Source organism: Pedobacter sp. MR22-3 (assembly GCF_026240075.1).
GTDB lineage: Bacteria > Bacteroidota > Bacteroidia > Sphingobacteriales > Sphingobacteriaceae > Pedobacter.
This window is the reverse complement of sequence record NZ_JAPIVF010000005.1, coordinates 586,870-608,096: the sequence shown is the minus strand read 5'-3', so window position 1 is coordinate 608,096 and position 21,227 is coordinate 586,870. Positions and strand designations below refer to the sequence as shown.

At 38.0% G+C, this 21,227-nt stretch carries 21 protein-coding genes and 2 tRNA genes; 11 read left to right on the top strand and 12 right to left on the bottom strand.

All coding sequences use genetic code 11. The features are described from left to right. The first annotated feature begins 64 nt into the window (after window positions 1–64). The gene (locus tag OQ267_RS15165; RefSeq protein WP_088300373.1) at window positions 65–667 is read left to right on the top strand and encodes a hypothetical protein; all 603 of its coding nucleotides are present in this window, start codon (window positions 65–67) and stop codon (window positions 665–667) included. Window positions 668–704: 37 nt separating this feature from the next. On the opposite strand, the gene OQ267_RS15160 is transcribed toward OQ267_RS15165, so the two are convergent. The 4 genes from OQ267_RS15160 to OQ267_RS15145 form a co-directional block, all read right to left on the bottom strand. Beyond that, complete coding sequence (locus OQ267_RS15160) at window positions 705–2,288, bottom strand: S41 family peptidase (RefSeq protein WP_265836639.1); 1,584 nt, start codon at window positions 2,286–2,288, stop codon at window positions 705–707. Between the two features lie 307 nt (window positions 2,289–2,595). After that, window positions 2,596–2,668 (bottom strand) — tRNA-Phe (locus tag OQ267_RS15155). Window positions 2,669–2,740: 72 nt separating this feature from the next. Further along, a complete protein-coding gene (locus OQ267_RS15150) occupies window positions 2,741–3,307 on the bottom strand; it encodes a GNAT family N-acetyltransferase (protein ID WP_265836637.1) in 567 nt (188 codons plus the stop codon). A gap of 97 nt (window positions 3,308–3,404) precedes the next feature. Next, window positions 3,405–3,477, bottom strand: a tRNA-Phe gene (locus OQ267_RS15145). A gap of 229 nt (window positions 3,478–3,706) precedes the next feature. Between OQ267_RS15145 and OQ267_RS15140 the strand changes: the two genes are divergently transcribed. Next, window positions 3,707–5,002, top strand: a complete 1,296-nt coding sequence (locus OQ267_RS15140; RefSeq protein ID WP_265836635.1) for a (Fe-S)-binding protein — start codon at window positions 3,707–3,709, stop codon at window positions 5,000–5,002. A 118-nt stretch (window positions 5,003–5,120) separates the two neighbouring features. Continuing rightward, entirely contained in the window at window positions 5,121–5,909 is a 789-nt protein-coding gene (locus tag OQ267_RS15135; RefSeq protein ID WP_265836634.1) for a (Fe-S)-binding protein, read from the top strand. Window positions 5,910–5,957: 48 nt separating this feature from the next. On the opposite strand, the gene OQ267_RS15130 is transcribed toward OQ267_RS15135, so the two are convergent. Further along, the gene (locus OQ267_RS15130) at window positions 5,958–6,443 is read right to left on the bottom strand and encodes a hypothetical protein (RefSeq protein WP_265818796.1); all 486 of its coding nucleotides are present in this window, start codon (window positions 6,441–6,443) and stop codon (window positions 5,958–5,960) included. Between the two features lie 51 nt (window positions 6,444–6,494). Between OQ267_RS15130 and OQ267_RS15125 the strand changes: the two genes are divergently transcribed. Together OQ267_RS15125 and OQ267_RS15120 are read left to right on the top strand one after the other, a co-directional pair. Then, window positions 6,495–6,974, top strand: coding sequence for an ABC transporter ATPase (locus tag OQ267_RS15125; RefSeq protein WP_265836633.1), 480 nt, complete (start codon window positions 6,495–6,497; stop codon window positions 6,972–6,974). A gap of 120 nt (window positions 6,975–7,094) precedes the next feature. Further along, window positions 7,095–9,515, top strand: a complete 2,421-nt coding sequence (locus OQ267_RS15120; protein WP_265836631.1) for an AsmA-like C-terminal region-containing protein — start codon at window positions 7,095–7,097, stop codon at window positions 9,513–9,515. Window positions 9,516–9,623: 108 nt separating this feature from the next. Here the strand turns inward: OQ267_RS15120 and mtgA are convergent, their stop codons facing one another. Continuing rightward, on the bottom strand, window positions 9,624–10,346 hold the full coding sequence (mtgA, locus tag OQ267_RS15115) for a monofunctional biosynthetic peptidoglycan transglycosylase (RefSeq protein ID WP_088300010.1): 723 nt from the start codon (window positions 10,344–10,346) through the stop codon (window positions 9,624–9,626). 99 nt (window positions 10,347–10,445) lie between these two features. Here mtgA and OQ267_RS15110 point away from each other — a divergent pair, with 99 nt between their 5' ends. Next, on the top strand, window positions 10,446–11,228 hold the full coding sequence (locus tag OQ267_RS15110; RefSeq protein WP_088300011.1) for a 3-keto-disaccharide hydrolase: 783 nt from the start codon (window positions 10,446–10,448) through the stop codon (window positions 11,226–11,228). A gap of 42 nt (window positions 11,229–11,270) precedes the next feature. Then, entirely contained in the window at window positions 11,271–11,969 is a 699-nt protein-coding gene (locus tag OQ267_RS15105; RefSeq protein ID WP_088300012.1) for an SDR family oxidoreductase, read from the top strand. 96 nt (window positions 11,970–12,065) lie between these two features. On the opposite strand, the gene rplI is transcribed toward OQ267_RS15105, so the two are convergent. The 4 genes from rplI to OQ267_RS15085 all read right to left on the bottom strand — a co-directional run bounded on the left by rplI (window position 12,066) and on the right by OQ267_RS15085 (window position 14,012). Next, the gene (gene rplI / locus OQ267_RS15100; RefSeq protein WP_088300013.1) at window positions 12,066–12,509 is read right to left on the bottom strand and encodes a 50S ribosomal protein L9; all 444 of its coding nucleotides are present in this window, start codon (window positions 12,507–12,509) and stop codon (window positions 12,066–12,068) included. A gap of 13 nt (window positions 12,510–12,522) precedes the next feature. After that, a complete protein-coding gene (gene rpsR, locus OQ267_RS15095; RefSeq protein ID WP_010599582.1) occupies window positions 12,523–12,786 on the bottom strand; it encodes a 30S ribosomal protein S18 in 264 nt (87 codons plus the stop codon). Further along, a complete protein-coding gene (gene rpsF / locus OQ267_RS15090; RefSeq protein WP_029283098.1) occupies window positions 12,786–13,142 on the bottom strand; it encodes a 30S ribosomal protein S6 in 357 nt (118 codons plus the stop codon). The genes rpsR and rpsF overlap by 1 nt, the downstream gene beginning before the upstream one ends. A 276-nt stretch (window positions 13,143–13,418) precedes the next feature. Next, window positions 13,419–14,012 carry a hypothetical protein gene (locus OQ267_RS15085; RefSeq protein ID WP_265836628.1) on the bottom strand — a complete coding sequence of 198 codons (594 nt, stop codon included), beginning with the start codon at window positions 14,010–14,012 and terminating at the stop codon, window positions 13,419–13,421. 168 nt (window positions 14,013–14,180) lie between these two features. On the opposite strand from OQ267_RS15085, the gene OQ267_RS15080 reads away from it, so the two are divergent. From OQ267_RS15080 to OQ267_RS15070, 3 genes are all read left to right on the top strand, one after another. Further along, entirely contained in the window at window positions 14,181–15,053 is an 873-nt protein-coding gene (locus OQ267_RS15080; protein WP_088300374.1) for an AraC family transcriptional regulator, read from the top strand. A 155-nt stretch (window positions 15,054–15,208) separates the two neighbouring features. Continuing rightward, the gene (locus OQ267_RS15075; RefSeq protein WP_265836625.1) at window positions 15,209–16,999 is read left to right on the top strand and encodes a DNA polymerase III subunit gamma/tau; all 1,791 of its coding nucleotides are present in this window, start codon (window positions 15,209–15,211) and stop codon (window positions 16,997–16,999) included. 4 nt (window positions 17,000–17,003) lie between these two features. Then, window positions 17,004–17,495 carry a hypothetical protein gene (locus OQ267_RS15070; RefSeq protein WP_265836623.1) on the top strand — a complete coding sequence of 164 codons (492 nt, stop codon included), beginning with the start codon at window positions 17,004–17,006 and terminating at the stop codon, window positions 17,493–17,495. Between the two features lie 107 nt (window positions 17,496–17,602). On the opposite strand, the gene OQ267_RS15065 is transcribed toward OQ267_RS15070, so the two are convergent. Further along, entirely contained in the window at window positions 17,603–18,010 is a 408-nt protein-coding gene (locus OQ267_RS15065; protein ID WP_265818800.1) for a hypothetical protein, read from the bottom strand. A 206-nt stretch (window positions 18,011–18,216) separates the two neighbouring features. Here OQ267_RS15065 and OQ267_RS15060 point away from each other — a divergent pair, with 206 nt between their 5' ends. After that, window positions 18,217–18,531, top strand: coding sequence for a transposase (locus OQ267_RS15060; RefSeq protein ID WP_265836622.1), 315 nt, complete (start codon window positions 18,217–18,219; stop codon window positions 18,529–18,531). Between the two features lie 323 nt (window positions 18,532–18,854). Here the strand turns inward: OQ267_RS15060 and OQ267_RS15055 are convergent, their stop codons facing one another. Next, window positions 18,855–21,074: an NADP-dependent isocitrate dehydrogenase gene (locus tag OQ267_RS15055; protein WP_265836620.1), complete on the bottom strand. Its 2,220-nt coding sequence runs from the start codon at window positions 21,072–21,074 to the stop codon at window positions 18,855–18,857. Window positions 21,075–21,227: the final 153 nt, after the last annotated feature.

Here is a 21,227-nt window from a genome sequence, read left to right as displayed (position 1 = left end):
GCTAATTTTTGTTAAAGCTTGATTACTGCTGAAATAGTTTTACTAATTTGCCGTTATGATTAACATGAAAAACACAATATGGCTTTGCCTTTTTACCCTCATCGTATGTAGCTGCGGTATAAACAGGCAGGCACAGCAAATTAAAGCACTGGAAGATTGCACCTATAAGATTACCGGAGTGAAACAGGTATCAATTGCTGGTGCAGATATCAAACAATTAATGGAACAACAAACCTTTAGTTTAACCAGCTTACCTGGTGTGGCACTTGGCTTACTCAGAAAAGATATTCCATTAAGGGCGAATCTGAACCTGGAAATCACCAATCCCTCCAGTAACCTGGCTGCCATCAATCAGTTTGAATATAAAATTCTGGTGAACAATACCGATTTAGCACAGGGTATTGTCAATCAGAATGTGAGCATCGCACAAGGGCAAACCGTTACTGTTCCGGTGCAATTGGTCAGCAATATTTACGGACTGGTATCCAACGGAAACGTTTTTAATGATATTATTAAAGCAGCACAAAGAGGATCTTCATCAAAAGACGAAAAACTTGGTTTGCTGACGATTAAGATCAAGCCTACCTTTATGTTAGGGAATACTCCGGTAAAATATCCCGGATACATCACCATCAATAAAGATATCAGCAGCAAAATTTTGTTGTAAATAAAAAACCCTCGCCAAATCAGCGAGGGTTTTTTATTTAAAATTTCTTTCCAGGTTTAAGCAGCATGCCCTGAAAATTGTGTTGATCAAGACTTTTGGATACCTGCTTTAGTTCTGCAGCAGATAATTTTTCAGGCATTACCGTCGATGAAGCTTTTAAACTAGCAGTCTTCGCGGAGGTCGTTACAAAACTTCCGGTTCTGGCATATAAAAGCGCATAGCTTAACAAGGTTTCCGATTCATCACCCCAGGATTTCGTTAAATCTTCGTAAGCTTCTTTATCAACAGTTAATCCACTGTAATATCCGCCTACACCAGCCTGATTTTTAGTTTCAAATTCCGGGACATACATGTCTAGTTTATCAATCCTGATCGGGAAGAATCCAACAGGTTTGCCATAAGTTGTTTCACCGATAAGCTTCACATCCATCACAGGCTTTAAACTATTGATGGTCAGCTCACTGGCCGATGCTGTAGATCCGCTCACAATAAAATATATTCTTGACAATGTTAAAGATCCTGATTTGGCAAAACGCTCTATATTATCAGTTGAAGCAGAAGTGTAATCCAGATCGGCATATGTGGCATACTTTCCATTTACACCAGTGGTAAATGGCTGAAGCTTATCATCCCCATCTAATAATGGCTGATGCGCAAGAACAGAGGCCTTTCTTTGTGCCGTTGTGATGTTTTGTAAATAATTGTTATAATAAGTGGTGTACATGATATTGCCATTCTGAGCAATTGGAGCAGCAAGATTAATCATTTCTGTTGCAGTAGAAACATAACCACCTCCATTGTACCTTAAATCTACCACCAGCTCCGTTACGCCTTGAGATGCGAAATTGGCAAAAACGGTTTTTAATGCAGATGAAACGTTATTGGTAAAGCTGTTAAAAACTACATAACCCACCTTTTTGCTGCCAACATTATAGGTATTAGTGTAAAATATAGGATTAACGGTATAGCTGGAGGAAGTAATTGTCACTGATTTGGTTACGTTACCAAGTCCCACAAAGGTAAGTGCAACAGATGCATTGCTACCAAAAATAGCATCATTTAAAAAGTTTATAGTAGCGCTGCTATAGCTTAAATTGGTTCTTCCGTTGATGCTCGTGATTCTGCATCCTCTGGCTAAACCCTGCTGGGCAGCAGGGGAATTTGGATAAACATATTTTACCCTTAAATCTGATGTGGTTTGATAGTTTACGGAGAAGCCATAATCATTTGATGTTCCATTCACATCAGCCTTGAGGGCTGAAACCTTAGCTGTTGTAGCCACATAATCGAAAAAGGAATATTTTGGATTGCCGGAACCATTGACATATTCATAAGGTTTCCCAGTGGATGGATCTGAAGAATACTGGGTTAGCGCATAAAGTTCAGCTTCATTAGAACTGAAACTACGTGGCTTAAAGACATCATAAGTGGGCAACGAAGTATTCCAGTAATAAAGCTCTTTCGTATAAAGAAAAATCGAATCTTTAGTCAGTTCATCCCTGCTCGCCGCAACAGGTGTAACAGGTTGTTCGGGTGTTGCGTTCTCTTTTTTACAGGCCATAAATAAGCTTACCCCCATCAATATCATAGCGGTGAGGTAACTGTATTTGTAATATTTCATATTTTCGTTTATAGTGGAATTGGTAGATATACGAGGCTTGCTATTGAAAAGATGCTAAGCAATAACATTAAATTCTTTCATGAACTAAATTTATTCTTAATTATTGTAAATAATTAACCTGCTATGAATAATTAACAACAATTAACTGATTAAATTACTTTTAGCTGAGAATATCGCTTGAAATAAAGATGATCCCATCACTAATATGAAGATTGTCAATACCTTAACTTTTAGCGATCAAACAAGGATGAATTTTGGCTATCGTACAAAAAAATAAAGCCCTTCATTGCTGAAGGGCTTTTGGAAGTGGTGCCACCTGGATTCGAACCAGGGACACAAGGATTTTCAGTCCTTTGCTCTACCGACTGAGCTATGGCACCATCCGTTTGGGATTGCAAAGGTAGTATTATTTTTTAAAGTTGCAATTCTTCTTTAATTTTTTGTTAATTTTTTCAGTGTACTTCATCATGACGAATATGCTTTAAAAAAATATATTCCAAACCATCTCTTTCATCCATAACCTCACCAATCTTTTTAAAACCTAAGCCTGAAATCAGTTTAAGTGAATCTTTGTTATCTTGTGAAACCGATGCGATAAAATTGACAACGCCAAATGTTGTCTTTGCCCAATCCATCAGGGCAATAACAGCTTCTGTTGCATATCCATTCTTTCTGTAATCCTTAAATATCTGATAACCAAACTCCACCGCATGACTTGCATAATCTTTTAAATATTCTGGATTGGGCTGACTGTGGAATCGTACCAAACCCACCATTTGATTTGCTTCGGGAAGAATAATAGCCCTGGCTGCCCAAGGCAAATAAGATTCATCTGCTTCAAATTGTTTTAAGGCATACTGCAAGCTACTGGGGTAATCCAACAGCTCTACAGGAATTTGTGTTTTTAATAAATGCGCTGCCTCTGCCAGATTTTTGTTCAAACAATTGGAAATAACTGCCTTATCCATTAAACGAAGAATCAGTCTTGACGTCACAATATCATTTGTGGGTTTTTGCATAAAAGCAAAATTGGGAATTACGGAATGAAAAATACATTGCTACCCAGAAAAAATTTAAAAATAAAAAAGCCCTTCATTGCTGAAAGGCTTTTGGAAGTGGTGCCACCTGGATTCGAACCAGGGACACAAGGATTTTCAGTCCTTTGCTCTACCGACTGAGCTATGGCACCTCCCGTTTGGGATTGCAAATGTAGCGTTCTTTTTTCAAAAGCAAAACTTTTTTTCAATTATTTCAGCCTTGAACTGATTATCAATCAATTAAATTTTATTGAGCTTATTAAGCCAGGCTGAATAAACATTAGAATGAATACAAACAAATCATTTTAATATTTTTTTTATGCATGCATAGCAATTTATTTAGATTATTATCATAATTTAGCATAAACAATCTAATATTGCATGGTGGCTCAGATCATTTTTCTAGTAATAACACTGGCAGCAATTGTGCTGTTTACCATAAACCTGCGTAAAATTATTCGCAACATCCGGCTTGGAAAATCTGCCGACCGGAATGACCAGCCTCAAAAGCGGTTAATGACTATGCTCAGGGTGGCATTTGGGCAATCTAAAATGGTTGTAAGGCCGATCCCTGCCTTTCTGCACTTTTTTGTGTACATCGGTTTTGTCATTATCAATATTGAAGTAGTAGAGATTATGATTGATGGAATTTTCGGCACACACCGGATTTTTCATGGTCTTGGTGGACTTTATGATTTTCTGATTGCTTCTTTTGAAATATTGGCCTTTACGGTATGGGTTGCCTGTGTGATTTTCCTCATTCGCAGGAATGTGATGAAATTAAAGCGCTTCAGCGGTGTAGAAATGACCTCCTGGCCAAAATCGGATGCCAACTATATTTTAGTTACGGAGATATTACTGATGTCTGCCTTCTTAATGATGAATGCTGCTGACCTTAAACTGCAGGTTTTAGGCGCAGCACACTACACCACGGCAGGTGCATTTCCAATCAGTCAGTACCTGATTAACCTTTTACCTGCTTCAGAAGGGGCTTTGATAGCCATAGAACGTGGCTGTTGGTGGTTTCACATCATTGGTATCCTCGCATTTTTAAATTATTTACCTTATTCAAAACACTTCCATATCCTTTTTGCTTTTCCTAATACGTATTTTTCCAATCTGGAACCCAAAGGAGAATTTACCAATATGGCATCGGTAACCAATGAAGTTAAAGCCATGCTTGATCCTTCTTTTGTTCCGGCGGAAGCCGATCCGGGCAAATTCGGAGCGAAAGATGCAACCGATCTTTCATGGGTGAATTTAATGAATGCCTATACCTGTACAGAATGTGGACGATGTACAGATTCTTGTCCGGCGAACATTACCGGGAAATTATTGTCTCCAAGAAAGATTATGATGGATACCCGCGACCGGATTACGGAAATCGGGAAAAACATCGATAAAAATGGCCCGGATCATCAGGATGGCAAATCACTTTTAGATGATTACATCACCAGAGAAGAAATTTGGGCCTGTACCAGCTGTAATGCTTGTGTTCAAGCCTGCCCGGTAAATATTGATCCGCTTCAGATCATTATGGAACTTCGCAGATTTGCGGTTATGGAAGAATCGCAGGCACCCGGAAGTATTAATACAATGCTTGGCAATATCGAGAATAACCAGGCACCCTGGAAATATTCGCCGGCTGACCGCTTCAACTGGGCAGAAGAGGGATAGTTGGGTATTTGGATTTGGAGTCATAAAGGCTTAATACCTGTTATCCGATACCTATCATCTAAAACAATTAAATAACCTCAAGTCTTGATACTTGATACTAAATACTTGATACAAGAAAATGGAATTTAAAGTACCTACAATGGCCGAGCTAATGGCCGCAGGTGAAGAACCGGAAATATTATTTTGGGTGGGATGTGCCGGAAGTTACGATGAACGGGCACAAAAAATTACCCGCGACATTTGCAAAATCCTGCATCATGTAGGCATAAAATATGCGGTTTTAGGTACCGAAGAAAGCTGTACGGGAGATCCTGCCAAACGTGCAGGCAATGAATTTCTTTTCCAGATGCAAGCAATGACCAATATTGAAGTCTTAAATGCTTATCACATTAAAAAAATTGTTACGGGTTGTCCGCATTGTTTTAATACGATAAAAAATGAATATCCGGGCCTGGGCGGAAGCTATGAGGTGATCCACCACACACAACTCATCCAGGATCTGATCAACGAAGGAAAACTAAAGACACAAGGCGGCGAGAGTTTTAAAGGTAAAAAAATCACTTTTCATGACCCTTGTTATCTAGGTCGGGGAAACGGCGTTTACGAAGCACCTAGAAAAGCACTGGAGGTTTTAGATGCACAATTGGTGGAGATGAAACGCTGCAAAAGCAATGGTTTATGCTGCGGTGCCGGCGGGGCACAAATGTTTAAAGAACCAGAAAAAGGTAAAAAAGACGTTAATGTTGAGCGCATTGAAGAAGCGCTGGAAACAAATCCTCAGGTAATAGCAGCTGGCTGTCCTTTTTGCATGACCATGTTAAGTGATGGCGTGAAACTGAAAGATAAAGAACAGGAAGTTAAAGTACTTGATATTGCTGAAATTACGGCGAGAGCAAATGGTCTTTAGTATTTAAACCTTACAGGTTTTAAGCAATCTGTAAGGTTTCCTAAATGGTCATTGCGGGATTAACACAGCTGGTAAACCACAAATTTTGGTCAGGTTTTCCCTGATTGCATTTAAATCCTCTGCCTCTATATTTTTAAGGGGAATTACCACTTGTGTTGCCATAGAATCCACATCTCCTCCCCTGTCCTTATAGGTTTGAACAATCACATCATCACCCTTGGTATGCAAATATAATTTACCCGCTGAAGTAGTACCATAATATTCCATATCCTTAAATTTCGCCAACTTAAATGCGAAATACTCCGTTTTACCGTTATTATAATACCGCTTATAACGACAAAATCCATTGTTGGTAATATTAAGTTCATAACGCTTAATTTGCTTAACCTCCTGGCTGATATCATAATGATCAACTAAGGATTTTTGCAGGTAACCAACGTATTGCGCCATGGATTCGGGATCTGAAAAAGCACATAGAAGTGTTGCTGTGGCCGAAATAAGGGCTATTATCAAGCACAAAGTAAACTTTTTCATAAGGGGATTATTTTAAGGCAAACTAATGTAATTAAAATTATAAATTTGTATATGAGTTTTTCTCCACAATCAAGAGTCTGGATCTATCAGAGCGATCGTAAATTTACAGCTGCAGAAGAAACTGCGATATTAAATAAGTTAGCTGCTTTCACCGGTCAATGGAAAGCGCATGGAAATGAACTATTGGCAAAGGCAGAAATCCGCTATGGTTATTTTATTATTTTGACTGTGGATGAAAGCCAGGCTGGCGTTACCGGCTGCTCCATTGATAGCTCGGTAAGATTGATTAAGGAAATGGAACAGGAATATCATATAGACCTGTTTAACCGGTTCAATATTGCCTATAAATTAGACGGTGAAGTAAAGGTTCAGGGTAAAGAGGATTTTGAAACCCTGGTCAATATCAAGCAAATTATACAGGATACAATTGTTTTCAATAACATGGTGCAAACATTAGCCGAACTGGAAACGAAATGGGAGGTTCCATTTAAAGACAGCTGGCACTCCACCGTGTTTTCACACTTATTATAGTTCAATAAGTTTTTTAATCAGGTTTGCGGCCAGCCTTTACACCTGACATTTGTTATTTTTAGTTAAGCCTGAAACAATTAGATCAAAAAAGCATTATATTGCTATAATCAAATCCTGTTTATGAAGCGCTGGCTCAAAATTTCCTTAAAAATACTTTCTGCAATTATCATTCTCATTATTTTAACCTGGCTGGCGGGTGCTTTTTACATCAGCAGGAACAAAAAAGAAATACTGTCATCCATATTAGCCCAGCTGAACAAAAACTTAAACGGGCAAATTACAGCAGGTAGTATGGAACCTACGCTTTTAAAAAGCTTTCCGGGTGTTTCTGTATCTTTACATGATGTTTTGCTCCGGGATAGTTTGTGGGCACAGCATCAGCATGATCTGCTTAAAGCCAAAGAAATTAATGTTTCTCTAAACATACTATCCTTAATTGTTGGCCATGTAAATATCAACCGAATCGCCATTAATGATGCCGCCGTATATATTTATACCGATTCTACCGGATACAGTAATACCAGTATTTTTAAAAGTAAGCCTAAAACAGAAGAAAAAAAATCTGCTCCGAAATCTTCGGCACTTGAAGTGGGTAAAATAGATTTCAACCGGGTGAGTTTAATCCTCGACAACAAAAAGCGATTTAAGCTATTTAATTTTAATATTGACCAGATTCAGGGCAGAATGCAGTATCCGGATAGTGGCTGGACAGGTAAAGTAAAAATCAAAACACAGGTTAATAATTTCGCCTTTAACACCAGAAAGGGTAGTTTTTTAAAAGATAAATCATTAGAAGGAACTTTATCCGCACATTATAGCAGAAAACTGGATGCCGTAATTTTAGCTCCTGAAATGCTGAACATTGGAGGCCATCCTTTTAAAATTGGTGCCAAGATAGACCTGGATAAAGCAGCATTTGCCATCAGCATCGCTGTAGATAAGATTTTATTCCGCGATGTTGCGCTCCTGCTATCACCTAATATTTCTTCCAAACTTTTAAAATTTGGCATTGAGAAACCGATTGACATTCGCGGGAAGATTATTGATGATGGTTCCGGAAAGTACGGAGATCCCTTAATCAGGGTGGGCATTAAAGTTCGCGATAACACCATCTCTATTCCTGCAGGAAAATTAACAGCCGCCAGTTTTAATGGTTCCTTTACCAACCAGGATACCGTAGGAGGAATTATTGGTGATGAAAATTCTGCAATAAAGTTTCATACATTAACAGCCAAGTATTATAATGCTCCCATTCGGATCGATACGTTTACAGTCACTAACCTGGCCAGACCCATTGCTACGGGGCTGGTGACATCACAGTTTCCACTCACGAACCTGAATAATTCATTGGGTACGCAAGATTTTGAATTCAAAGCCGGAACTGCAGATTTAAGGCTATACTGTCAGGCAGACATCGATAATTTCCGTTTTACTAAACCCGTAATTTCTGGGGGTATTAAAATTGCGAATGCAGATATCACCTACCTTCCGCGCAAACTTCACCTGGTAAAAAGTGCGCTGAATATTATTTTTAACCAGAATGATCTGTCCATTCAGGATGGTCATTTTCAACTCGGCAAAAGCGAATTAAATGTAAGTTGTAGCATTGCCAATTTTGCGAATTTATATTATTATGATCCGGATAAGATTTTAGTGAATCTGAAAATGCATAGCCCTCAATTGTATCTGAATGAGTTTATGCCATTCTTAGGACCAAGAAGCACTAAAAAGAAAACGGCGTCAGGTAACTCAATGAAAACGGCTTCAAAACAATTGAGCAATGTACTGGAGGTTTCCAAAATGAATATAAACCTTAACGTTGGTAAGGCCATCTACGATAAATTTCTGGCGAAAAATCTGGCGGCAGACATTTCACTTCGCGGCAATGGCATATTCTTCAACAAAATAAGTGTGGAACATGCTGGTGGTGCCCTTTCTTTAAATGGGAGTATCCTTCAGCAAACCGGTTCAAACACCTTTAAAATCAACTCGAAAGTGAGCCATGTCAGTGTGAAAGATTTCTTTTATTCTTTTGATAACTTCGGCCAGAATACCATTACCAATAAAAATCTGAAAGGTTATTTATCTTCACTGGTTGATATATCCGGCAAAATATCGCATACCGGTAAAATTCTTCCCCGCTCCATAAACGGAAAGGTGATTTTTAATTTAAATAATGCCGCCCTCGTGAATTTCGAGCCTATGGTAAAGGTAGGGAAGTTTGCATTTGCCAATAGAAACCTATCTAATGTTGAAATCAAAAAACTAGATGGCATACTGAATATCCAGGGCGATAAAATTAACATTAGTCCGATGCAGATCAATTCAAGTGCCTTGAATTTTAATGTAAAAGGTATTTATGCCTTAGGCGCAGGAACCAATGTTGAAATGGATATTCCATTAAGAAACCCTAAAGGAGATGAAAATTTAACCCGCCAGGAAAAACGTGAGGCCAGAATGAAGGGAATTGTGCTTCACCTGAAAGCCATTGATGACGAAAAAGGTGGAATAAAAATCAGATGGAATAAGGATCATGATTAGTGAGTCTGGAGTCCAAAGTCTTGAGTCGGGAATCTTCTACCATGATTTTATACCATACGACTAGGCTTCTGACTAAAGACTATTAACTTAAGACTACTGACTAAAAGCCTAAAAATCCAGCGGTCCCAGCCTGTTCATATTTCTTAAGATCAGATATTGGCGATGGCGAATATAAGGTGTTGCATTTCGGGGTGTCCACCTTCTTGGATTAGGGAAACAGGCTGCAATCAGTGCAGCTTGCTTTTTGGTTAACTTGGTGCAGGATTTACCGTAATATTCCTGCGCAGCAGCTTCAGCACCATAAATTCCATCCCCCATTTCAATGACATTGAGGTAAACCTCCAGAATCCGTTCTTTGCTCCAAAAAATCTCAATCAGCAAGGTGAAATAAGCTTCGAAGCCTTTTCTGATCCAGGATCTTCCCGGCCATAAGAAAACATTTTTTGCCGTTTGCTGTGAGATGGTACTGCCACCTTTAACTTTTTTGCCCCTGGCATTGCTGGCAAAAGCTTTTTCTATCGCTTTCATATCAAAACCAACATGTGTTAAAAAAAGCTGGTCTTCAGCCGAAACGGCAGCCCGTTTCATGTTGTTAGACATATCTTCAAAATCAACCCACTTCTTTTCTGTTTTAAATGGCTTCCCGTCAGCCTTTCTTTCAATGTTGCGAAGCGCCATTAATAAGGTTAATGGTGGATTAATAAAACGGTAGGCAATAACCCAGATAACCGAAACAAATAGAAAATAAAGAAAAACCTTACTCAGAATGTTAATGATTTTCTTCGATAGTGATTTTTTTGAGCTTAATTTAGAAGGTCTTTTTTTGGCCATGATACAAAGGTATAAGAATTTAATATGGTTTTATAGCCAACATGAGCAAGGAAGCACATCACTTGCTGCGTTTTTTGTATTTTGCGTTAAAAAATTGACATGAAAAACCTGTCCTACCTTACCTTATTGATCATCTTCACCGGATGCATGGCCAAACGGAATCACATTTCCAATAAAAGTGAATGGATATCACTCTTCAATGGAAAAGATATCAAAGATTGGAATGTGAAGATTCATCACCATCAATATCACGAAAATTATGGAAATACCTTCCGGGTGGAAGATGGGATGATTCGGGTCAGTTATGATCAATACGGAGATTTTAATGATCAGTTTGGCCATCTCTATTATAAAACACCCTTTTCCAATTACCATTTAAAATTAAAATACCGCTTTGTTGGCCAGCTGCAAAAGGGAGCGCCGAGTTATACCCTAAGAAATAGCGGCGTGATGTTCCACAGCCAGGACCCTAAAACAATGCCTGAGGCGCAAGACTGGCCAATATCCATTGAAATGCAATTTTTAGGTGGTTTAAGCGATGGCCGGCCACGTCCTACCGGCAATATGTGTTCTCCGGGAACTGAAATTTTTTATCAGGGAAAGTTATACCCGGAACATTGCCTGGACTCAAAATCAAAAACATATGATGGTGACCAATGGGTGTCTGCAGAACTGATTGTATTAGGCGATTCCCTGATTAAACATATCATTAATGGTGATACTGTTTTAAAATACAGTAAACCCCATATTGGTGGCGGGGTGGCTAATGGATATGATGCTAAAATAAAAATTGATGGAAAAGCGCTCAAAAGTGGTTTTATAGCATTGCAAAGTGAAGGACAACCAGTTGACTTTAAAGATATTTTCATTAAGCAACTTTAAAAGTTAGGATAAACATTTTATAAATGAATACGTTAATAGGATATGAAAGTAGCATTAATAACAGGAGGAAGTAAAGGGATTGGATTTGGAATTGCCGAATCACTCCTAAAAAGCGGTTATAAAGTGGCCATAACCAGCAGAACAATAGAAAGTGCAAACCAGGCGGCTTCTCAATTGGTCGCTCATGGTGATGTTCTAGCTATTGAAGCTGACGTAAAAAATTTCCAGTCGCAGCAGGGAGCTGTTAATTTAGTTGTTGAAAAATGGGGGCAGTTAGACATTCTAATTGCAAATGCCGGTGTGGGTGCTTTTGCTCCTATTGATGAAATTGATATTGAGCAATGGAATGACATCATTGATACCAATTTAACCGGTGTTTTTTACAGCATTAAAGCGAGTGTGGATGAAATTAAGAAAAACCAGGGTTATATTTTCACCATTTCAAGCTTAGCCGGAACCAACTTTTTTGCGGGAGGAGCGGCTTATAATGCCAGTAAATTCGGTTTAACCGGCTTTACACAATCAGTGATGCTGGACCTAAGAAAATATGGCGTGAAAGTAAGTACAATCATGCCGGGTTCGGTGGCGACTCATTTTAATGATCATAGTCCAGATGCTGAAAGCGATGCCTGGAAAATCCAACCAGAAGACATGGGAAAACTGATCGTAGATTTATTAGCGATGCCAGCGAGAACATTGCCGAGTAAAATTGAAATCAGGCCAACTACGCCTAAAGGATAGTGGTTAAGTAAAATAATAGTTTTTAATATTCTAATAAAAAAAATGCCTTTTGATTTGCATCAAAAGGCATTTTTATAATTTCTATAAAGAAAATACTTACTCAGCAATCACTTCGAAAGGAACCTGAACTTTAACTTCTTTGTGTAAGTTTAAGTTAGCCACATACTCGCCAACAAATTTTGGTTCAGTTTCGAAAGTAATACGACGACGATCTACATCAAAACCTTGAGATTTTAATGCTTCAGCAATCTGGATGGTGTTAACCGCTCCGAAGATTTTTCCGCTTTCGCCAGCTTTCGCACCGATAGAAAGTTTAACAGCTGTTAAACGCTCAGCGATACCTTCAGCATCTTTCTTAATTTTATCTTGTTTAAATGCAGCTTGCTTTAAGTTCTCAGCTAAAACTTTTTTAGCAGAAACGGTAGCCAATGCTCCAAATCCTTGAGGGATTAAATAGTTACGACCATAACCTGGTTTTACTGTAACTACATCATCTTTCTCACCAAGGCCTTTAATATCTTGTTTTAAAATAATTTCCATATCTCTGAGCCTCCTATTTTAATTGATCTGCAACGAAAGGTAACAAACCGATGTGACGGGCACGTTTAACTGCCTGAGCCACTTTACGCTGAAATTTTAACGAAGTACCAGTTAAACGGCGTGGTAATAATTTACCCTGATCGTTAATGAATTTCAACAAGAAGTTTGCATCCTTGTAATCGATGTATTTAATTCCGTTTTTCTTGAAACGGCAATATTTTTTACGGTTATCCTCTACTTTAGGGGCTGTTACGTATTGAATTTGTTCTCTTGCCATTACGCTGCAACCTCCTTAGTTTTTTTGTTAAAAGCACCACTACGCTTTTTCTCATTGTAAGCAACCGCGTGTTTGTCTAAACGGATAGTTAAGAAACGTAACACACGCTCGTCGCGTTTTAATTGAAGCTCTAATTTTGCGATCAAATCACCTGAAGCTTTATATTCAGTTAAGTTGAAGAATCCGTTTGATTTTTTCTCAATTGGATACGCTAATTTTCTCAAACCCCAATTATCCTCTTGGATAATTTCGGCACCGTTATCAGTAAGAACTGCTTTAAATTTAGCTAATGCCTCTTTTGCAGCTTCTTCAGATAACAATGGGGTTAGAACGATAACAGTTTCGTACTGATTCATTGTTATAAATTATGTTTTTAATTTTTTAATCCCGAGGTATATTACGGGGATGCAAAAGTAACAATATATTTCTTAAAATCAAACCTTTAATTAAAAAGACTAAAGTAGAAAGAGGAAAGCCAAAAGACTAAAGAGCAAAGAACATCAGCCATATTTAAATATACCTGACATAAATGCCTAACATGACTGAGGTGGTTAAAAATAACATCAATCTTAATGTAAATAAAAAAGAGATCACCCTCAGGCAATCTCTTTATCAATTAGCAATATTTAACCTTAATATAATTCTATTGTTTTAGTAAATTGTTTGCCTTTGGCATTAATAATGAATGTAAGCGATTGAGAATCAGTTTTGCTGATATTGAATTTCCGTTGTAAAACAGATTTATTTTTGAAAACCTCTGTGTATACGCTGTCGTTATATTCGTTCATCACCTGAACTTCAATAGGTTTGCCTTCTTCATTTTCCACTTTAAGAACAATAAAATCTCCCTCTTTTTTAATTAACGGATGGAACACATCAGAAAATACAGGCTCGGAAACAGTTGCCTTGCCATTGTATATCCCAACTTTATAATTCGCCAGCTTGGTATCTGATTCTATTTTAACAATATATTTTCCATCTGGTAACGCATTTAAATCATAAAGTTTACTGGTAGCTGTCTGAGTCTGAATATCCTCCTGAAACAACACTTCATTATTATTTCCGATAATAGACAGGGTTACATTTTCATTTCCTTCAAAAGAAAAGCGAAGTGATTTTTCTTTTTCATCTTTAACTTTCAGGGTAAAATCACCGTCATTTGCAGAAGCAACAGTTACATTAAAAAATAACGCTGCAATTAAACCGATTTGTAAGAACTTTTTCATAATTAAATAGCTTAAAGAGTTAACAATTAATTTATACGGCTAAATTACAGGTGTTTTAAAAGCCAAAAAGAAAGCATATTCTCCAATATATATGCTAAATTAACCTGAACTATTCTTTTATACCTATTAAATATCAATACAGTATATTTTATGCTTATTTTTATTGATATGAAAACTTTAAAACCAAGCTTTGAAGTTGTAGAACCTTCTTTCGGAAGTTCTTTCTATTATTCTAAATACATAGAAAATGAAAATAATAAGGCCCATATGTGGCATTATCATCCGGAGATCGAAATGGTTTTTGTAAACGGAGGGGCAGGTAAGCGACAAATCGGAAGCCATGTATCTTACTATACCGATGGCGATCTGATCTTAATTGGAAGTAATTTGCCTCATTGTGGCTTTACTGACACACACACTGGTAATAAAAATGAAACGGTTATCCAGATGAAGCCAGATTTTTTAGGTAGCGGTTTTATGTCACTCCAGGAGGCCAAATGGATGACAGCGCTATTTGACAAAGCCAAAGGTGGCATTGCTTTCGGCGAGCAAACCAAAAAAGAGGTAGGAAAGTTGATCGAAGACATGGAGTTTCAACAACCTTTCCATAAATTATTAACTTTGCTCGGCGTACTTAAGTCACTGGAAGCCACAACAGATTTCAAGATTCTGAATGCTTCCGGATTTTCCCTGGAAACGCAAATACAGGATAATGATCGCATCAACATGATTTTCAATTATGTAAAAGATCATTTTCAGGAACAGATCAGCCTGGAGGATGTGGCAGAAATGTCGGCCATGACGGTACCTTCATTCTGCCGTTATTTTAAAAAAATAACCAAAAAAACCTTCACCCGCTTTGTAAACGAATATCGTGTGGTACACGCCTCCAAGCTTCTGTCCGAAAAACACCTGGGCATTACCGCCATTTCCTACGAAAGCGGATTCAACAATTTCAGCCATTTCAATAAAATCTTCCATGAATTTACCGGAAAGAGTGCGTCTGAATATCGAAATGAATTAAAATCCATTATTAAATAAAAGGTATCAGGCACCGAGACTAAATTCAGCTTCTAAAATCCTCGCTCATCCGTTCTAAATTTAAACAGCTGTCTGGCAGCTTATCAATACGCCTACTTTTCAACATTTAAACTTTTCAACCCAACAACATCCAAAATTTTCCTATTTTCGTGCCGATGGAAAATTTTATTGTTTCTGCCCGTAAATATCGTCCGGCCACGTTTGAAACCGTAGTGGGGCAGCAGCATATTACAGGCACACTAAAAAATGCCATTAAAAACAATCAACTTGCACAGGCATTTTTATTTTGTGGTCCAAGAGGAGTAGGTAAAACCACCTGCGCCCGGATCCTGGCTAAAACCATTAACTGTACCAATCCTACAGCAGAAATGGAAGCTTGCGGACAATGTGATAATTGCCTGTCATTTCAGAACGGGCATTCATTTAACGTTCATGAGCTGGATGCGGCTTCAAACAACTCCGTTGATGATATCCGTAGTTTAATTGAACAGGTTCGGATCCCGCCACAAGCCGGCAGATATAAAATCTATATTATTGATGAGGTTCACATGTTATCACAAAGTGCATTTAATGCCTTTTTGAAAACATTGGAAGAACCACCTTCTTATGCCATTTTTATCCTGGCAACCACAGAAAAGCATAAAATCCTGCCAACCATCTTATCGCGTTGTCAGATTTTTGATTTTAACCGCATTCAGGTAGAAGATATTTCCAGGCACTTGGCTACGATTGCACAACGCGAAAACATTGCCTTTGAAACGGATGGCTTACACATCATTGCCCAAAAGGCGGATGGCGGCTTACGTGATGCACTTTCAATGTTTGATCAGATTGCCAGTTACGCAAACAAAAACATCACTTACAAAGCTGTAATCGACAATCTGAATATTCTAGACTATGATTATTTCTTTAAACTTACCTCCTATTTAACGGCTGCTGAAGTAAGCGAAACCCTGCTTCTGTTCGATGAAATTTTAAACAATGGCTTTGATGGCAATAACTTCATTAATGGTTTAGCCACACACTTCCGTAATTTACTGGTTGGTAAAGACGCCGCAACCATCAAATTGTTAGAGGTTAGCGAAAACATCAAACAGAAATATTTAGATCAGTGCAGGCAAACAGAATTATCATTTTTGTTAACGGCTTTAAATTTAGCCAACAACTGCGATTTAAATTATAAAAATTCTAAAAACCAACGCTTACAGGTAGAGTTGGCACTCATCAAAATGTGCCATATTCGATCCGTCGTCCAATTAGCCCAACAGCCTTTAAGCCCTAGTAACACAGCAACTGACGCAGATCAGGATAAAAAAAAAACTGATATCATAATTGAAAAAGCGGAAAGTCCGAAGATTAAAGCGGAAAGTGAACACCTGCCGCCTAAAACGGAAACACCTGTTTTGCCACCTGTAGAAGAAAAACCAAAAACCAGTCCCCCTTCTTCCGCAACGTCGATCAGCATTAACATTCCTAAAAAAAATGTAGGCACTTTAATTCCTTCTTTAAATGATTTGGAGCGACTGGCCAATGGCGAGGAAGATAACGGACCTAAAAAAGCTACAGGCGAGGCCCGAGAACCTTTTACCTATGATCAATTGCTGGAAGTTTGGAATAAATATATTCAGATTTTAAAAGGTGCTGATAAAATCAACCTCTTTACCATCCTGAATAATTTTGCGCCAAAACTTATTAGTCCGGTGTTGATTGAAATATCAGTCGAAAGTAAAACGCAGGAACAATTTGTGGTGCAGGAATCAGTAGAGCTGATGAATTTCTTAAGAAATCAGTTGCAGAATTTTGCCGTTGACATTACCTTTAAACAGGTAGAACGCAAAATTGAAAACAGATTGTATGGAAACCGGGAAAAGTACGATTATCTCGTAAATAAAAACCCCAAGCTGGACGAGTTGCGCAAGAGATTTAATTTAGATATTAACCCGTAAAAACATGACAGCCGATACAAAAGCAAAGCTGAAGAATACAGTTATAGCTGCCTTATTTTTTGCCATTATTTTCGGAACAATTGAAGCATTTATTTACGGCATTGCCTATGCCGCAGTTGCTGCACCCATCGCAGGTATACTTTTTGGCTTGTTTATGTACCTTTTTGTAAACTCAAGAAAAGTTAAACAACAAACTGCACTGACTGAAGAAGATCAGGATGGGGTTATTTATTCGGGAGCGGCTAACCATTTCAAAAATGCAGAAGCGGTGGGCGGCAAACTTTATCTTTTAACAGATCGCCTGGAGTTTAAATCTCATGGCTTTAACATCCAGAACCATGCTTTTAATATCTATCTGACGGAAATTAAAGAATTGGTTTTTTATAAAACGTTAGGTATGGTTCCAAATGGCCTGCAGATTGTTTATACAATGGCGAAATGGAAAAATTTGTGGTCAATAACAGAGAGATCTGGAAAGCCGAAATTGAGAAATTAACTAAAATAGTATAAAACAAAAGCAGGATCATACTGTAATGTATCATCCTGCTTCCATTTATAATGGTTTTGTCTCAAATCGCCATCTTACAGACGGGAATCTTTTACCTATATTTCGGGTGCATCGTTAACCGGGTAACCTTCCTCGTCTAAATCATCACGGTCATCTTCAGGTGTACGGGCTAAAATTTCATCTTCCGTATTTAATTTTACACTCTCACCATTGTCAACATGCATACCTAATTCTTCTAAATTATCTTCTGCAATGTCTTCATTACTGGCATATTCGTCACCTACATATGGATTAGCCTCATCATAAGTAGAATCATCATCTTTAGCTCCCGCAGCCACCGTTTCATATCCCATCGGATGATCATAATCCTGATCATCACCTTTTACATCCAACTCATAACTTTGTTTATTCTCATCAAAAGATAAATTCTCTTTATTGATTTCCGGATTTTCCGTAGTACTATGTATTTTATCTTGTGATCCTTTGTTTTCGTTAATTGACATGGTTATATCTCCTATTTTATTTATGATGATAACAAATGGTCTGGCAGATGGTTTTTGAGAGATTATGTATTTTAAAAGAATCTATCAACTAATATAGGTGAATTATCAGGGTATCTAATTCCAAAATACTCTTTATATTAGCATACCCATCCCTATAAATCAAGCATAATCAAATGATTTATATAGACAAATCACTTTACGCTATCATGAATGAAAAATATCAAAACCAATACAGAATTCCTTCTGCACGTTTACAAACTTGGGATTACGGCTGGGAAGGTAAATATTTTATAACCATTTGCACAAAAGATAAGTTACATTATTTCGGTAAAATTTTAAACGGAAAGATATTATCAAATATTGGTGTGATTGCCAATTTAATGTGGTACGAAATCAGAAATCACCAAAAAAATGTAGAATTAGGCGAATTTGTTGTGATGCCAAACCATGCGCATGGGATCTTGATTTTAAATAATATAAATCCTTTGCCTGTAGTACAGACAGGCATGCCCTGTCTGTAGCTCCCGGACAACAACGCTTTCTAAATCAGGGAAAAAATACGATATCATCTATAAGTAGCTCTTACAAATCTGCGGTGACTAAACATTGTAATCGATTAGGCTTTGACTTTGGATGGCAGGCCCGCTTTTACGACCACATCATTCGTGATGAAACGTCTTTTCAGAATATTTCAAACTACATTATTAACAATCCCATGAACTGGGAAAAAGATAAATTTATTAAAGATGAAAAGCATCTTTTAAATAAAACATTAAGATATAGAAACAAAAAATCCCCAATTGAAAATTAATTCAATTGGGGATTTAAATTTATTTATGAAGCCTTACAATCCAGCCAAAGCTGCATTTAAAGTTGCACTCGGACGCATTGCTTTATTTGTCAATTCATCATTTGGATGATAATAACCACCAATATTTTGAGGCTTACCCTGAGCACCAATTAATTCTTCATTAATTTTCGATTCGTTCTCTGTTAAAGCTTTTGCCAATGGCGCAAATCTGGCCTGCAATTCAGCATCTTTCGTTTGAGCGGCTAATGCCTCCGCCCAATATAAGGCTAAATAAAAGTGCGATCCACGGTTATCAATAGAACCTAATTTTCTACCAGGAGATTTATCAGTAGCCAGGAACTTCGCATTTGCCTCATCCAATGCATCAGCCAAAACCTGTGCTTTAGCGTTATTCTGTGTTTGAGATAAATGCTCTAAAGATGCTTGAAGGGCTAAAAATTCACCTAATGAATCCCAACGCAAATAACCTTCTTCAATAAATTGCTCGATGTGCTTAGGAGCAGAACCTCCGGCACCTGTTTCAAACAAACCACCACCATTCATTAACGGAACGATCGACAACATTTTTGCAGAAGTTCCCAGTTCTAAAATCGGGAATAAATCCGTTAAATAATCACGCAATACATTGCCGGTAACCGAGATGGTATCTTCACCTTTACGGATACGATCCAAGGTAAATTTGGTAGCTTCGATTGGTGCAAGAATGCGAAGGTCTAAACCAGTAGTATCGTGATCCTTCAAATAAGTATTTACTTTAGCAATAATTTCTCTGTCATGCGCCCTGTTTTCATCTAACCAGAAAACTGCCGGCGTTTCAGATAAGCGGGCTCTGTTTACCGCTAATTTAACCCAATCCTGAATAGGTGCATCTTTTGTTTGACACATGCGGAAAATATCACCTTGTTCCACTTTCTGATCAAAGAAAACTTTACCTTCTGCATCAGTTACCTGTATGGTTCCATTTGCTGTAGCTTGAAAAGTTTTATCGTGTGAACCGTATTCTTCAGCTTTTTGAGCCATTAAGCCAACATTGGGCACAGAGCCTATAGTAGTTACATCAAAAGCACCATGCGCCTTACAATCATCAATAGTTGCAGTATACACACCAGCATAACAACGATCTGGAATTAAGGCAATAGTATCCTGAGATTTACCTTCCTTGTTCCACATCTGACCGGAAGTACGAATCATTGCTGGCATCGAAGCATCAACAATTACATCACTAGGTACATGCAGGTTGGTAATTCCTTTATCTGAATTTACCATTGCCAAAGCCGGACCATTTTCTATTGCTACTGCAATGGCTGCCTCTACTTCTGCTTGTTCCGGGCGGCCGGCGATCTTGGCATAAACATCACCTAAACCATTGCGTGTATCTACATTAATTTCTTTGAAAAGAGCGGCATATTTAGTGAAAACATCAGCAAAGTAAACTTCCACAATCGCACCGAAAATGATCGGGTCAGAAACCTTCATCATGGTCGCTTTTAAGTGTGCAGATAATAAAACACCTGCTGCTTTGGCTTCTTCAATCTCTTTGGCCACAAAAGATTTTAAAGCAGACAAGCTTAATGCGGAACTATCAATCACTTCACCGGCTTTTAGGGGCGATAAACCTTTTAATTCTGTAATAGCACCATCTTCTGCTACAAATTCAATTTTAAACTGACTGGCATCCTGAACAGTTACCGATTTTTCTGATCCGTAAAAATCACCTTCTGTCATGCTGGCTACCTTTGTTTGCGAATCAGCAGACCACTTACCCATTGAGTGCGGATTTTGTTTGGCATAATTCTTAACTGCTTTAGGTGCGCGGCGATCGGAGTTACCTTCACGTAAAACCGGATTCACTGCAGAACCTAATACCTTTGCATATTTCGCTTTAATCGCTTTTTCTTCTTCAGTCTGCGCATTATCCGGGTAATTAGGAATGGCAAAACCCTGTGCCTGTAATTCCGTAATTGTACCTGCCAGTTGCGGAATAGATGCTGATATATTGGGTAATTTAATAATGTTGGCTTCTGGAGTGGTAGCCAATGCACCAAGCTCAGCCAAAGCATCACCAATTTTTTGATCGTCTTTTAAATACTCCGGAAAGTTTGCCAAAATCCTTCCCGCTAAAGAAATATCTCTGGTTTCTACATCAATACCCGCTGATGCGGTAAAAGCTTGTACGATAGGTAAAAGGGAGTAAGTTGCCAACATGGGCGCCTCATCGGTTTTGGTGTAGATAATTTTTGATGTATTTGACATGTTAATATTGATTTTGCTTTATAAAGGTTAACTATTTAATCGGTTAAAATTGTAAACCGACCTTTTCTTAAAATCGCCTAAAGATAAAATAATCGGATGAATTAAGGAACATCCTAATGTTATTTGTGTTTTCCTGGAACTTAAATATTGCGG

Coding starts and splice junctions, on each gene's coding strand:
- OQ267_RS15165 (WP_088300373.1), top strand. CDS start 65: ATGAAAAACACAATATGGCTTTGCCTTTTTACCCTCATCGTATGTAGC.
- OQ267_RS15160 (WP_265836639.1), bottom strand. CDS start 2,288: ATGAAATATTACAAATACAGTTACCTCACCGCTATGATATTGATGGGG.
- OQ267_RS15070 (WP_265836623.1), top strand. CDS start 17,004: ATGACAGCCGATACAAAAGCAAAGCTGAAGAATACAGTTATAGCTGCC.
- OQ267_RS15120 (WP_265836631.1), top strand. CDS start 7,095: ATGAAGCGCTGGCTCAAAATTTCCTTAAAAATACTTTCTGCAATTATC.
- OQ267_RS15110 (WP_088300011.1), top strand. CDS start 10,446: ATGAAAAACCTGTCCTACCTTACCTTATTGATCATCTTCACCGGATGC.
- OQ267_RS15125 (WP_265836633.1), top strand. CDS start 6,495: ATGAGTTTTTCTCCACAATCAAGAGTCTGGATCTATCAGAGCGATCGT.
- OQ267_RS15065 (WP_265818800.1), bottom strand. CDS start 18,010: ATGTCAATTAACGAAAACAAAGGATCACAAGATAAAATACATAGTACT.
- OQ267_RS15085 (WP_265836628.1), bottom strand. CDS start 14,012: ATGAAAAAGTTCTTACAAATCGGTTTAATTGCAGCGTTATTTTTTAAT.
- OQ267_RS15060 (WP_265836622.1), top strand. CDS start 18,217: ATGAATGAAAAATATCAAAACCAATACAGAATTCCTTCTGCACGTTTA.
- OQ267_RS15150 (WP_265836637.1), bottom strand. CDS start 3,307: ATGCAAAAACCCACAAATGATATTGTGACGTCAAGACTGATTCTTCGT.
- OQ267_RS15135 (WP_265836634.1), top strand. CDS start 5,121: ATGGAATTTAAAGTACCTACAATGGCCGAGCTAATGGCCGCAGGTGAA.
- OQ267_RS15140 (WP_265836635.1), top strand. CDS start 3,707: ATGGTGGCTCAGATCATTTTTCTAGTAATAACACTGGCAGCAATTGTG.
- OQ267_RS15105 (WP_088300012.1), top strand. CDS start 11,271: ATGAAAGTAGCATTAATAACAGGAGGAAGTAAAGGGATTGGATTTGGA.
- mtgA (WP_088300010.1), bottom strand. CDS start 10,346: ATGGCCAAAAAAAGACCTTCTAAATTAAGCTCAAAAAAATCACTATCG.
- OQ267_RS15130 (WP_265818796.1), bottom strand. CDS start 6,443: ATGAAAAAGTTTACTTTGTGCTTGATAATAGCCCTTATTTCGGCCACA.
- OQ267_RS15075 (WP_265836625.1), top strand. CDS start 15,209: ATGGAAAATTTTATTGTTTCTGCCCGTAAATATCGTCCGGCCACGTTT.
- OQ267_RS15080 (WP_088300374.1), top strand. CDS start 14,181: ATGAAAACTTTAAAACCAAGCTTTGAAGTTGTAGAACCTTCTTTCGGA.
- rpsF (WP_029283098.1), bottom strand. CDS start 13,142: ATGAATCAGTACGAAACTGTTATCGTTCTAACCCCATTGTTATCTGAA.
- rpsR (WP_010599582.1), bottom strand. CDS start 12,786: ATGGCAAGAGAACAAATTCAATACGTAACAGCCCCTAAAGTAGAGGAT.
- rplI (WP_088300013.1), bottom strand. CDS start 12,509: ATGGAAATTATTTTAAAACAAGATATTAAAGGCCTTGGTGAGAAAGAT.
- OQ267_RS15055 (WP_265836620.1), bottom strand. CDS start 21,074: ATGTCAAATACATCAAAAATTATCTACACCAAAACCGATGAGGCGCCC.